The organism is Dongshaea marina, assembly GCF_003072645.1.
Lineage (GTDB): Bacteria > Pseudomonadota > Gammaproteobacteria > Enterobacterales > Aeromonadaceae > Dongshaea > Dongshaea marina.
Genome location: NZ_CP028898.1, coordinates 14344 through 28530, shown reverse-complemented (window position 1 = coordinate 28530; position 14187 = coordinate 14344). Strand labels below are relative to the sequence as shown.

Here is a 14187-nt window from a genome sequence, read left to right as displayed (position 1 = left end):
ATATTAATATATGGTGTGAAGGGCCAGAGCACCTGGATTACAAAGAGCTCCAGAAAAACTAGGTAGTAGCAGCCCCCTAGATAATAGGAGGGCTGGTGCCCAGTAATAAATTTATCCGGAGATCTTTAGTGTTTCAGTGTGACCTTTTAATTTTCTGAGGTTAGATCTCATACAGCAATTAATAATCTAATGAAAATTCGCCGCTTCTCGATACTTCAGAAATAAAGCGGCTGAATCATCAGCAAGATTACGTTTACACATTATCTTAATTAAGCTCGTAAGCGAACATGCTGGTCAATATCATGTGTAATCCATCCCATCTGATTCATTTTTTGAATCGTTTCGTTATAAACAGGTTGTTCTGGATCCAGTCCTCGTAAACTAAGAATCAAGGTTGCTCTCTGAGGAACATCAGGGATCCCCATTTCTGCTCTTAACATAACCCCCAATTTAAGCCTCCAATCTCCTACAGCTATTCCTTGCTTACAAGCTCTGTGATAAGCCTTAACTGGAGACCACTTAAATCCATTTTCCACCCTAGATTTCTCATACATCTCTGATATATCCTTAGGTGCTGGAGGGATTTTAGATGCGAACTTATAATTTCCTTCACCATCTTTATTATAGCTTCCCATGCCAACTTCAACATTTGTCCTACAATACTCTGATGCATAATTTGGATCCGTAACAGGAGAATATACAAGCGTCATGAATACTTCACCCTTATACTTCCCTTCACTGGTATTTAAGCAATCAGGTATAGGGAATGGAAACCGCTCAAATTCAAAACCTCCATATCTCACATCAGTTTCAAACAGCATCGTCATACAGTTTGGATCGCAATAGAGACTGTCTATAACATCCCCCGGCTTACCAAAGCCGAAACATCTTAAATCCTCTTTGCTAACCCCGTTAGAGCTCATCAAGGCTGAGTGTATCATTAATGCTTTTACACGTTCAGTAGGAACATAAACTTCTTCACCTTCAGATAAAAAATGGAATAAGTTACCTGCAATGCTAGAACCAATAGGAGCGGAAAAGCTCGTTCCTATATTTTCACATAACGTATTGTTTGGTCCAATAGAGAGAATTCCAATCTGAGCAAAATTTCCGTTTGCAGTTGCATTTCCTCCATAATGAATTATTTCTGGCTTTGGAATGTAGCTTGGACCAGGGCCTATCCTTGAAAAGGGAGATAAGTCATCAACACCACCTAACGCTAAAGGAGAAGTCTTGTGTGAGACGCTTCCTACCGTTAAAGCGCGCACAGAGTCACCGGGTGATGAAACTCTGTTTACATATGGATCACTTGAACGTGTTGGCCAGTAACTCAAGTCATTTTGATTTCCAGATGAAACAACAAATAAACACCCGTGTTCATCATGCATCTCATCCAAGAAGCGAGCAAAATCAGAAAAATCTGTCACATGAACAGGACTAGGGCTACCTAGTGAAAGATTCCATACTCTTACCTGAGGATATTTAGGGACGACCTCCTCAATTATTGCAACGAGATCATCCTCAGAGGTTCCTCCATCCTTCGGAAAAACATTTACGTCAACAATCATTGCTTGAGTTTCAGGAAATCGCTCGTCTTGATAGTTCAAGCTCTTACTATTGATGATTAAACCCGCGACCATAGTCCCGTGAGTATAATCTTCCTGTCCAGGAGGAACAAAGTTTTCTCTGGCAAGTATCCAAGGTTCAAGTAGAGTGCTACTAGGGCAAACACCTGAGTCAATAACACCAACTACAGGATACTCTTCTCCATTCTTAGGGGAAGGGAGCAATTGTTCATCAACCAAGCCTATTGGGGATGCCTGTAAGTTTAAATCACTTATTTTGAACTTTGGGATTGGTGATATACTACGTAGCCCAATAAATTTAGCCAGCCCAGCCAAAGCAGAACGGTCGCTTAATGTAGCAGACATCAATCCTTTAGCCTTTCCATATTTTAGATCTTTAAGTTGAATATTGTACTCATCAGCAAACTCTTTCAGTGCCTGCTTCAGTAAATTGTTTTTTTTGAGATCTTGATGGTCAAATAGCTTTAACTTTATTTTGTCACCACCAACTGCAACTTTTTCTATATATTCAGACTCTATTCCATTTAGTCTATCCAGCTCGGAGTAAGGTTCAATTTTTTCTATAGCAGATATATTTGAAATAATCTTCTGGCTTTTACCATCAAGGATCTTTGCTTTTAGTTTATCTAACCCATCTGATGTCGCACTTACCAAGAGCTCTCCAAAATCTAAAGTCCCAACAATTGGGCATGTTTTATTGTTGAACAATTGAAGTGGCCTATGTGACTTAGCTAATGCCTCTTTTCTAAGAGTCACTTTAGCAACCCCTGCGACAGCAGGTAAACTTTTAAACGAAGCAGAAAAATATTTTAAAGTTTCCGTAGTCTGCTCTGCTAAAACAGCTCGAACACTATTGGTTGCTCCATCTCCAAAGACTGTAGAAGCACCCCCTCCGCGATTCATCTTTCGGTGATCATTATCATTTACCTGAACCACTTGAATTGGGTTGTTTCTCTTATCCATTATTATTAACTCCTCTCCTTGAGGTTAAGCTAGATATCTTACCTGAAGAATAGCCAAATATACTTGCAAGAAGATCAATCGTGAACAACCTGCTATCTTTCTCCCTTAGCGTGATAATTTTTTCTTCATCACTAAGCGATTGATCGTTAAAGATATATTGATATTGATCTTGAGCTAAAACAGAAATCAATCTTTCAGAATCAACACATTCACTCTCTGAAATGACAGCATTACGCACAGCAGCATAGCAAGCCTGCTGAATAACAGCTCCATTCATTCCATCAGTTACATCTATGAGCTTTCTCAAACTAGAAGGACAATAATCACCCAAGAATTGACTAAGTAGTCCTTCCCTGATTTCTCTACTAGGAAGAGGTATCTTCACCCGATAAGCAAATCGGCGCCAAACAGCCGGATCTAACAGATCTTCATGATTGGTTGCAGCTAGCAATATTGTGCCTTCAGGGAGAGAATCTATATTTTGCAGCAAGCTCACAACAACTCTCTTTAACTCCCCAAGCTCATGCTTATCATCTCTTGCTTTTGCGAAAGCATCAAACTCATCAAGAAAGAGAACACATGGTCGATTCGCAGCATGATCAAATAAGCTTCTCAAGTTTTTTGCTGTAGAACCTAAATACGAAGAAATTAACGTATCACACCTTGCTGTAATAAGAGGTAGAGATAGCCTTGCTGCTATATTATGAGCTAACTTTGTTTTTCCGCAACCAGGGGGCCCATAAATAAGCATTGATGGAGAGATCCCAACCCCAGCCTCCGACAAAAGCGGGGCTTTCTCAATAAACCTCAAGAACTCATTGATGTCTTCTTGAACGGATTTATGTAGTTGAATTTGAGAATCATCAACTGTTGGGTATAGAACATCCCCTAAAGACAATCTACTATCCTTATCAACAGGCAGAGCTGGATCTAGGTGGCCAGTAACACCAGTAGAGCTGTAAGAGTAAGTGGTTTTCCCAATTTTTTTTCGAATACTTTGAGCTATTCTGCTTTTACCCTCTTTTTCAAGCTTAGTAGCCAATAACTCCGAGTAAGCAGCTACTTGAGAGACGTTGCTTTTCATCGCTCCCTCAATAATTTTTAGTATTTCTGGACTGTGATGCATATGATTACCTACAAGCTTGACTTGACGAAAACACTAGCACAAATGAAAAAATAACTCAATTTTTGAAGAAATGGGCTTCATATTGAAGATTTCTACACGCAAGCCATCGACATGCACTGATAGGGGGTTCAGATTTTTCTTGTGCAGAACATCATCATACAAACCCTAAAAATAGGCGATCTTAAGATAGGCAAGGCATTGAGTAGGACGGTGGCTCAGGGGCTCGATCTGGGTGGCTACATTTTGACATAAAGTAACAACGCGTAAATTTGACCCAAAAGTGCCGCTTTTAACATAAGAGTTATATGTTGACATTGGATCAAGGGCTTAGGAAGAAAGTCTCCCTAAGCCCTCAAAATCGTAGTTCAGGACAAGGAAAACTCACTCTTTCCAATGTTACCAATTTGTTACCGGAAAGCCAGTTTTCATTTGAGGCAGATCCTTGGGGCTAAGCCCCAAAAGTAGGAGTTTTCCTCCAAGATGGTATAATCCGGATGCGGTGCGAGGTTACTCGAACAGTGACCCGTGACCTCTCAGCCTGCTGCCACGACTCTCAGCAGGCAGCCGCACCACCCGTCGCAGGCTTGACCACTACGATGCTTGAGGGTGTCGCCGTGCAGACAGCAGAAACACATAAAGAACCATCATCTTTTGTCAGTGTGATGCTTGTTATCTATGCTGCTCTTTGATCTTGTCTTTTACAATTTTGTTAAGGTTGGAACTCGATTTTTTAGAACCCTCAATTGCGGTTCTACCACCACTGCCTCCCACCTGGCTCCAAGCGCCTTTAATCCCTTTCCCTGCTGCTTTTGCCAGACCTTTACCGAGGATCTTAGTTGGTTTTTGAAGGTACGTGTCTTTGAGTGTCATTGCGGCAGTGCCAAAACCTCCTGCTAATGATCCGGCCAATTGCGGAACTTGCTTAACCACATAGATCAAAACGACTCCAACGATCAAAACCTTGATGCCGATAGCTCCAGGGTTGACGCCAGCAGACTGGATGTCGTTATAGTTCAAGTACACCTTGAATCCATGGATTGCCATTGAGATCACTGTTACACCCAGTACCATCTGGAGGCTGTACTCGAAAACCTTATTGATCCACGAGTCAAAAAACCTTCGGGTGACTGGAAACATTGCAAAAGCGAGGAACAGCGGTCCAACAGTCAGCAAAAGTGCCATGAGGAACTGTACGCCGATGATGATCAGCGCTGAAGCTATAGTCAGTGGAATAAATGACAAAAGAAGCGTTGCAGCCGTAAAGATCCAGGGCCATGTGCTGGCTTTCCAGCCACTGACTTGCTGGAATGTAAAGATTACCTGGTCGGTCATAGTTTTGACGAGGCTATCGAGCACAGCATAGATGCTCTGGCTTTGTCCTGGGTTGTTACTCGGAAACATTAAGCTTGCGAGCTCTGATCCCCACGCTTTCGTGGTATCGATGATGTAATAGGTGTAGTTGTCCGTATTGAGGGCCATGGTCGATATAACAATAATCATGACACACCGGATCAGAAAGTCGGATGCAAAGTCATTCGTCTTTCCCATCATCAACAGGTATCCCTGGACCATGATGTAGATAGTTACAGCGATCAGAAAAAATGGGGCAATCCCATGTATCAGGTTTGCAGTTCCTGACACGATATAGTGATTGATAAGCCCCTCGGTTGATTCCCCCAGGAATTGAAAAACAGTAAATTGATCCATGACTCATCCTCCTTAGCGGATGGGGGCGACATAGCCGCCATAGTTAGTTGAGTTCCATACCTTTGCTTGGGCTTCTCGTTGCTGCTGATCCACGAGCTCCTGCTGGGCTTGGGAGGCCGCTTGGTACATGGCGAGCTTTGTTTGTGTGTTTTGGATCATGGCCTGCTCTGACTGTATTCGGCCATTGAGCTCCGCGATCCCTTTGGGGTCGGTTGTTGAATTGATCTGCCTCATGAGTCTATTGATATTGGTCTCCCGCTTGGCACTTTTGGCATAGGCTTCCTGTGCATAGGAGGCATTTTGAGCGGGTTGCACAGAGGCCGCCTCACAAGAGCGCTTTTGCGCTGCATCTTTGTAGTATTGACACACATCAAATATCTTTGAGCTGTCACGCAGGGCTTTAGCTGCACCGGAGAGCCCCTGATATCCATTGTTCATGATGTTTTTGTATACGCTGGCCCAGTTGCTGGGAAGGTACTGGTTAAGTTCGGGGTTGTAGAAAATATCCCCCAGATTTCGGGTGCCGGTAACCGCTGCATAATCGCGGCGCATTTGGTCGTACTGCTGGCGCATTTTATTGAGCTGATCCGAGAGGGTGGTCAGCTGGTTGGCCAGTGTTGCGGTTTGCTGGGCATACTGGGTGTAGTTAAGTGCCTGAGCTATCTGCCCTGGTATATCCACATCGACTGCGACCGGGATCCCGGCAATGACCTTATATGTCATGCATGAAGCTGCGATCATGCTGACAGCAATCGTAAGCTTTTTCATAGTGATCTGTATCCATTACAAGGAAACGCTTTCTTTTAACCGGAGCCGCTGAAAGAGTTGGCAAGATTTTCTTGCCACTCCTGAGGTGGCTGGCAAGCGAAGCGCGGCAGGGGAGGGTTATCTGGTTGCTTTCAGAAGAGCAGCTTCCAGAGCTTGTTTCGTTTGGTTTGAGAGCTCAGGCCAGGCTTTTTCCAGCATCTGACCTTTTTGCTGGTAGTAGGCTTGGCTCATGGTGATCTGATTTTCCTTTCCCTGATACAGGTAGGCTCCGCCAACACCAAAGAGCGAACCGGTACAAGCTGCAATCAGAGCGACTGAAGCCAGACCAGCAGCCCCGAATCGAGGGCGCTTTTGAGCGACAGAGTTCAGGGTCTCGCAGATCTCACTCCTTAATTTTTTTTGGATAAATCGGTGGTTATCCTCTTTTTTCCGCTCATTGTACTCCTCGGCCACTTTAGCGTAGTTGTCGAAGATCTGCTTGGTGTAACCAAGGTGTTCCTCGACTTCCATTTGAACCGTTCCGAGCCGGATCTTCATCTCAGCAGTTGCTTCATTGATGGTATCTTTCATCGTGATTTGATCAGCCAGGATCTCTTGAAGATATGCCTCTTGGACTGTTAATGGCTCCTGCTGTTGTTTACTCGGCATATTCCAGCTCCGCCTCATCTTGTTTCTCTGATTTATAGTTGGGGAACAGAAGATCAAAAACACGGGACATCTCTCGATCAACTCCAATTGCTAAACGCTTTGTTCCAAGCTTCTGAGATAGAGAAAGTCGTTCTTCTTTATCATCTGTGAATCGGATCATTTGTTTGTAGTCTGTTTGGTCTTCTGCGATCTCCTTGATTGTCAGTGGGGAGTCCTGTATGCGGCTATACAGCTCTGATTCATGAAGAATGAGCTCTTTATTTATGCTTGATAGAGTGTTGCTTGATTTAAATACTTTTGAGAATATTTTATCTATGGAGTCATCCCTATCAATCATATTGAATAAGACTCTTATCTTTTCTGACTCCACGCCCAGATCTGATAGTTCATCTATTGTTGATATTGTATCCTCTATTTGCTTCTGTTTTTTTGTTGTTGGAACAATGAAATAATCAAAATCATCATAGCTTCCAATAAACCCTTTCATTCTATTCATAAACTCTTCCACATTGGATGCGCCAACGTCAACAATGATATTGTCCTCCTGCATGACTCGCTCCATTATCTCTGAGAACTCCTTCCCTTTCATTTTTTCTCCCTTATCTCCGTTGTCATTGATTGTTTCAACAGAGATGACCGTGGAATTGTTTATTCTTGGCTGCAAAATGTGGTTTGCTACAACGCTTTTCCCAACGTTACCTGAAAAATTAATAATAGCTATCTTCATGATGTTCTCCTTATCGAATTGCTCTTTCGACTTTTTCAATGTGGTCAGTTATCTTTAGCATTAAATTGATGCATCTTTTTCTTTTCTCTCTTTCATTTAATCCATTTAGATCATCCAGGTTTCCACCGAGAGCTGTGTACCTGTCGTCCATGCTTGCGTGATTCTTTTTAAGTTCCTGGTAGCGTTCTATCTTTTCCTTGTATGGCTTTGCTATCCTCTCACCTTCAGATTCTTCTTTATCTTGAGGTTTTTCTTGTATTTCTTTCAGTGTTGTTTTGTTAGGTGATTTTTTGAATTTTTGTTTACCTGTGTCCCTCCTTATTCTGTACATTGCGTTTCTTAGATATCCTTCTGATATAGTAACTCCGTGTTCAGACATTAAGTTTGATATCATTGATATAGAAGCCCCATACGTTATTGCTTCATCTATCAAGTCGAAGCACTCTTCAATTGATTTTCTTTTCGATGGCTTTTGAGATTTCCGTAGTCTTGATACTAGGCTGAGCAGGGCAACTTTAGTTGGGTGATCCATTTTCTTCTCCACGCTATAGAACTCTGATGTGGTGATTTATTGGTGATCCTCTGGTGACTTGAGGGTGATCTGTGGTGATTTGGGGTGATCCATGGTTATTTATGGGTGATTCAGTGGTGATTTGATGGTGATCCATGGTGACAGAAAAAAAGATAGGCACGACGGGAACGTTTACACTCGCTTCGCTCGCTCCAACATCCCACGAGCCAAAGGGCCAGCCCTTTGAAACCCGGATAGGGCGCATACGCGCCCGCAGCCACAAGCTGAATTGCCATCATAACTCCATATCAGGGGCCTTCACTGGCTCCTGTCTTATAAATTGATTGGCCTGCTCAATCATTTCATTCGCCCTTGTTTGGGGGGGAGGGGTAACGGGCTCCTTCTCTTGCCCCTTCTCCTGTTTTTTCTGATTCATTTCTTGCTCCTGATGCTTTATTCTGGACTTCTCAATAATGTTTTCACCCCGAACCATGGCAGCTTTTAGTTTTGCGTATTGCTCATTCAACTTTGGATCGTCAAATGTCACATCAATATTGTTTTTAACTGCAACCTCAACCACCTTATCTTGATAGAGTTTGTCTCCCTTGATGTTGACCTCTTTGCCAAATTTTTCAATCGCCATGCGAAGCCCAAGTTCAACAGCAACATCTTCATTCTTCTTAATTAATACATCCTTTCCTCGGTCGACCATGATCTTCTCTTTTTGCAAGTAATAAGATACATGACCCTCTTTGTTGACCTTGTGCGTGATGTTTTCAAAGTCTTGAGGGGGGAGGGGAGGAGTGTTTTTAGAAACCTCATCGTCCTGATGCTTGAGTTGTGCAATTGAATCATTTTCATTGTCAGATTTTACTTCGTTCTCTTTGTTTACATAGGCGTTCAGCTTCTCTTCATCGGCAAGTTGTACTTTATATAAATCTGAAACCTCTTTGACTGCTTGCTCTTCTGGTATGTTTTTGGCGATCTTATACATCTCAATCGGGGTTAACTGCTGATCTTTATATGTGAATCGTTCACCATTTTCAGTTTTTACAACATCTTTAGGGGATACGCCAAGAGTTTTCATCTCTTTAGTATTATAGAGCACTCTCGATGCTTCAATCGAATTATTTATCTGCTCCTGGCTGAATTTCTTCTCTGAAGATACCTGCTCAATCTTATCGACAACCCATTTCTTTCTATCCGTATCAATCCATTTCTTATCGATAACCTTTCCCTGGTCGTCGCGGATGTTTGACTGAACAGTGACTCTCTCGGTCCCATTAACCTTTAAATCGATAATGTCACCGGTTTTTATCTTGTTTTCAGCAAGAGCATCCGGTATTCCGACTCCCCAGCAGGTTGTTTCTCTTCCGAGTCGATCTTGGAGGGTTGCAAAGTAGCTCTTTGATTCACCCTCGATATGATTATAAGGAGCGTAACCATGTTCAATTAATTTTCCTTTAGCCATGTCATCTTTTTCCTTATGCCGTGATTGGTAGGACTGGTATTGTTTCTGCATACTCTTTGGATAGCGAACCTCAATCTCAAAGCGGCCCTCTTTCTTCATTCGGTCAAGATTGATATCTGCAATGACCTTGTTCATTCTGGCGATGGAGAGGGCAACTCGTTTTTCTGAACCGATAATCGTGTTGTCCGCATAGATGGCGGATTTACGCTGCTTTAATTCGAGTTTGCTCTGTTGCCTGTATTGCCGCTCAAAAGCCATCTGCTGCTGCCATGCTTTCTTACGAGCCTGCTCGATGGTGGGTCGCCACTGCTTTTCAAAATGGTCTCGCTCGCATGGCGATATGGGTGCAAAGTCTCGGCCTTGCTGCCTGGCATACTCCTGTTCCAGGATTTGTTTTGCTTCGGCCCATGGCAGGTGCAGCTCTTTGGTCAGGAAGTCCCCCACGTTCAGGTTTCGGCTGCCACACTGGATCCGGGGGCTACCGTCCAGGGCGGTGCTGATGCCATATTTATTGGGCATGACACCGTGGGATTGTTCCAAACTGACAAGTAATTGCTCTGGGTCCAGCTCCTGTTTGATCTGCTTTATATCGACTTCCGCCAGCTGGCCATTTTGATACTCCTGGAACTCGATGGCGTACTGGCCCAGGCTGTCTGATGCTAGGCTGCGCTCTCGGATGCTGGCAGGCGCTCTTTGATGTCCTGTATATCGCTGAACAAGGGTTCGAAGAGCTCGGCCAGTTCGTCGATCAATGAGCTTTCTGATTCCTGGTTCAGAACCCCGATAATTTCGTTGAGCATCATGCAGATGCTCTCCTGCTGTCCGGAGATTGTCTCCAGCTGCTCTGAGATGGTCGTCAATGCTGGCTGGTCCTGCATGGTGCTGTCCTCTTTTCTGGTCTAAAAAAGCCACCCTTTCCTGAGGTAGCAGAGTGTTGTAATGCGCTCGGTTTCTGGCGTTGATATATCGAACCTCGAAAGCTCTCTGGGTATGCCATTGCTCAAGGGTTTGATGTGCTTTTGATCCGGCTTTGTATTCCCCGGTGAGAGGTTCGATGTAGTGCTGGCTACTTTGCTCACGGAGCCGGGCCTGCTTCATCGGTGTGGGAAGATTCAGGAATGCCTCGGAAAAAACCTGCTCCTTGAGATTGATCCCTTTGGCTTTACCGCTCTCTTTGATATTCAGGTAGGCATTCTCTTTTCCTGCATTACGGGTTTTTACGGTAAACCCGAGCTGTTGTAGCTCTCTGGTGAGTTCCTGAGTGCTTTGTATGTTCTTATCCAGGATAGTGTTCAGGATCTGCTCTTTGATTGCCTTGTTTGGTCCATCAAACAGATCCCCCTTATCCCTGGAGATGATGGTTCCCTCATTGCTGAAATCTGATCGGATATGGATCTTAGGACTGGCTAGGCCATATTTTTCATTCACGACCTCCTGGAAGGCATCAATGAAGTGCTCGTTATTCTTTACCATCCCAAAAGGCTCTAATCGGTGGAGAGACCTCAGATTTGTCTCTGGGATGACGATATGGATATGAGGTTTACGCTCGATCAACTCTCCGGTTTTCTTATTCTGAACCGTCTTAATTTTGGGGAGGTGGGCCTCGGCATAGTAGTTGTATTCATCCTCATCATAGGCAGCCAATGCAAATTGGCGGAATTCATCAGAAATCGTTCTCAGTAGGTCTGGATCGATATGATCCTCTTTGAACGACAAAGTGATGTGGAGGTATTTCTCCGCCTCAGTATCCATCCCGTCGATGATGGTGTGAGTCAGGTCAAGATCACCATCCAGGATGACTCGCTCGTCCAGTTCGTCCCGGGTATAGCTCCGCCCCTGTTTTTGTCCATTTTCCAGGTACTCCTTAATCCCGCCATTACCGCCTCTGACTCTAATCAGCATCGTGGATCCCCCTCTTGAGAGAGAGGCGGATCGCATTAAGCTGAGCGTTAATGTTTCGGTATCCGCTTTCGCTGAGAACGCCACTCTTCCAGTCAATATTGGTTTTTTTGGCGATCTGATTGAGGTTGTTGCTCGTCTTGTTGTAAAGATAAACTAGCCGCTTCGCATCGACAGTTTTCGAGGGGCGGCTCAGGACGATTGATCGGTTCTTTATCACGGCCTCTTTTAAGAAGTCGGTGACCGACAGGTTTGCTTTTTCTGCCCGATCATAGAAATCAGCGTGAATATCAGCGGGCAGGCGAAATGAGACCGGGATGGTCTTTGGCTCTTTGTTCATGGGCCGGTTCCTTTTGCGCTTATCCCCACAGGTGCCAAACTGACTCTGAGCTATCCTGAGAGATTACCTCTCTGGATGTCAGGTGATGGGGGAGGGCGAACATGCGTTATGGTTTTCCATATCTCCTAAGGAGTTTTGATATTGGATATCTGATAGGAGAATTGATAGGTGTCAATCAAGGATTTTCTGGTCGTATCGAAAGGCATACCTAAAGATAGGTTAATTAACGATCAATCAGTGTGTTGTGGCCCAGTAAGAGCAGGATATCATCTGACCATAGCCACTATACTTAAAGTAGAGGTAAGCCTCTAACTGAGGAGGTTAGACATGTTTATCTCATCCGACATGTGCCCATGGTGTATTGTTGTCTGCATAGCTCTAGGGGCCCTGCTAATTATTGCTCTAGGGTTATGGCTGCTGTCTCTTGATCAGATCTCCAAGCCTGAAGTCATAGCCTCTCTGGCAACCATAAATCCTCGAAGATAATCCTGAAGTCGATTCCAACCTTCCCAGAGAGTATCCCAGCCTGCGATCCCGCTTCGTTTGGTATCATTGAACCCTCCCAGCTTTGCAATCTCCTGGTAAGCCCACTCCAAACTCGGTTCGAACGTTTGCTTCTTATTGCGCAGCAAGATCAAGAGCTTAATCTCTTCTCCGGTAAGCACTCGTGACGCACTTATCTGACTGACCTCCTTCGCCTCTTTAATCAGGCCCAGCTTCTTCAGGCTGAGTGGCAAGGTAAAACTCTCCCGCAACTGCATCAGCCGAACCGCTGAAAAGCCAAGTATCGACGCCATTCGCTCCAGATTGTCTACCGACCCCATTCTTAGCTCTTCTACACCTGCACCGGATTTCCAGGCTTTGTGGAAATCCTCCACTCGCCATCTGGCCGTGTAGCTCTGGATAACTTTCAGGGCCTCTTCCAGAGTTGAAACTGGCTCGCTGGTCAGCAGAAGCCAGCGGATCGGCTCTGCACCATTAGGCTGACCCAGCTCTTCAGCCAGTACTGCGTTGAGGGTGAGAGTTCTGCCCCCCTGAGTGAGGGTCAATGAGCTGCTAAAGACTTGTAGCCTCGCCTTGCGAGTCGGCCGATTCTTCCGTTTCCCATGCTTATCTACCATCCCTTTTTGAGGGATATGAAGCTCATATCCGCCCAGGGAAGCTTGGGAGCGCAGATGTTCATCTAAAGGGAGTCCGGACTCTTCCACTTTGCGCATATGCTTTGCCCGCACGATAAATCTTTCTTGGTGCTCCTTCTTATCCTTGAGATAGTCAAAGATATCTGCTTCTCGATCACAAACGGTGATCACCCGGGACATCAGCGCTCCCATCCTGTGTCGGCAAAGGGCTGACGCATCGGGCCACTTACCACTCTCTTTCTCGTCTGCATCCTCAGGGTTATCCGGCCGCAACCACCACTCCTGATGAACCAACCCTATCGTTTGCTGCGTTCGGGCATTGAGTAGTAACTGGGAATGCACCCAGAATCCTCTTGATTTATCCTCCTTCTTTCCTAATTTCCCCAGCTTCGAAGCGGCTTGGTGCTTGTAACTTAATGAAGAGGTGTCCTCCAGAGCCAGGAGTTCGGGAATATCCTGGGCTATCTCAACTGTCCTTTCAAAACCAGCCTGACGTATTTTCATTGGTTCGACCTTTGGATTACGGATAAAGCGATAGCTGCCTTCAAGCAGGGCATCGTCACCCTCACAGGAAGCGGCCAAAGATTTCCCCACATGTCTACCACAATGGCTGGCGAGTGTGACTAACCGGGCTGTACGCCGCACGTCTCCAAGCTGTGCCGAACCAAAGATGTGCTGGGCCCAGCGTTGGGGATCATGGGGAGAAATCTGCATCGTATGAGTACCTTGAAACGGGATTATACGATGATCAGATCACTCTATGCTCAGAAAGTTCCCCTGCTCTTGAGATGTGTAGAAGAGACAGCCTCTATCCTTAGCCATCTGCACAAAATTTTCAATGATTACAGGATTAATTCTTGGGCTTCTTGCTAGAAGCCAGAGGTATTCCTTGCTCGGCCCTGATACAAATGCGTATTGGTAGTCCTTATGGTCTAATCCAAAAATGATGTATGAACCATAGAATGGGCCAAAAAAGGATACCTTGAGGTAGCCATTAGATTGACCATCAGCAAAATAGGCTTTCCCAACTGCCTCTTTCCATTTATTTTTTTCTTTGGAAAAGCCACGGTTTACCACTTTGACCCCTCCATCATCCCTCATACTATATTGTGCGGTGACGTTGCTTAAACCTCGCTCAAACGTATGATCTAGACGAGCTATCTCGTACCAGGTGCCGAGGTACTTGGATAATTCAAAGTGCTTTACCGGCTGAACCCCTTTCGGGATACCTGTGCATCCAGTAACAAAAAGAGAGCAGGCGATCACCAGTGATTTTTTCATACCTTTGGCCCTCTATTTATC

11 protein-coding genes are annotated in these 14187 nt (G+C 44.8%); all 11 read right to left on the bottom strand.

Annotated elements, in window-relative coordinates:
- Window positions 1–269 precede the first annotated feature (269 nt).
- The 11 genes from iteS to DB847_RS23740 all read right to left on the bottom strand — a co-directional run bounded on the left by iteS (window position 270) and on the right by DB847_RS23740 (window position 14166).
- A complete protein-coding gene (gene iteS, locus DB847_RS23790) occupies window positions 270–2549 on the bottom strand; it encodes a S8 family anti-phage peptidase IteS (protein WP_108653110.1) in 2280 nt (759 codons plus the stop codon).
- Complete coding sequence (locus tag DB847_RS23785) at window positions 2542–3633, bottom strand: AAA family ATPase (protein WP_234418660.1); 1092 nt, start codon at window positions 3631–3633, stop codon at window positions 2542–2544. Before DB847_RS23785 ends, iteS begins: the two co-directional genes overlap by 8 nt.
- Before the next feature lie 711 nt (window positions 3634–4344).
- Window positions 4345–5382, bottom strand: coding sequence for a type IV secretion system protein (locus tag DB847_RS23780; protein WP_108653108.1), 1038 nt, complete (start codon window positions 5380–5382; stop codon window positions 4345–4347).
- A 12-nt stretch (window positions 5383–5394) separates the two neighbouring features.
- Complete coding sequence (gene virB5, locus DB847_RS23775) at window positions 5395–6150, bottom strand: P-type DNA transfer protein VirB5 (RefSeq protein ID WP_108653107.1); 756 nt, start codon at window positions 6148–6150, stop codon at window positions 5395–5397.
- A 117-nt stretch (window positions 6151–6267) separates the two neighbouring features.
- Window positions 6268–6798, bottom strand: coding sequence for a hypothetical protein (locus DB847_RS23770; RefSeq protein ID WP_108653106.1), 531 nt, complete (start codon window positions 6796–6798; stop codon window positions 6268–6270).
- Window positions 6788–7525: a StbB family protein gene (gene stbB / locus DB847_RS23765; RefSeq protein WP_108653105.1), complete on the bottom strand. Its 738-nt coding sequence runs from the start codon at window positions 7523–7525 to the stop codon at window positions 6788–6790. Before stbB ends, DB847_RS23770 begins: the two co-directional genes overlap by 11 nt.
- A gap of 10 nt (window positions 7526–7535) precedes the next feature.
- Window positions 7536–8057 (bottom strand): hypothetical protein, encoded by a 522-nt coding sequence (locus DB847_RS23760; RefSeq protein WP_108653104.1) that lies wholly within the window; start codon window positions 8055–8057, stop codon window positions 7536–7538.
- A 274-nt stretch (window positions 8058–8331) separates the two neighbouring features.
- Window positions 8332–10605, bottom strand: a complete 2274-nt coding sequence (locus tag DB847_RS23755) for an LPD7 domain-containing protein (protein ID WP_159084837.1) — start codon at window positions 10603–10605, stop codon at window positions 8332–8334.
- Window positions 10606–11398: 793 nt separating this feature from the next.
- Complete coding sequence (locus tag DB847_RS23750) at window positions 11399–11746, bottom strand: plasmid mobilization protein (protein ID WP_108653102.1); 348 nt, start codon at window positions 11744–11746, stop codon at window positions 11399–11401.
- Window positions 11747–12174: 428 nt separating this feature from the next.
- Entirely contained in the window at window positions 12175–13599 is a 1425-nt protein-coding gene (locus DB847_RS23745; protein WP_108650532.1) for an IS4 family transposase, read from the bottom strand.
- A 39-nt stretch (window positions 13600–13638) separates the two neighbouring features.
- A complete protein-coding gene (locus tag DB847_RS23740) occupies window positions 13639–14166 on the bottom strand; it encodes a lipocalin family protein (RefSeq protein ID WP_108653101.1) in 528 nt (175 codons plus the stop codon).
- Between the last annotated feature and the right edge of the window lie 21 nt (window positions 14167–14187).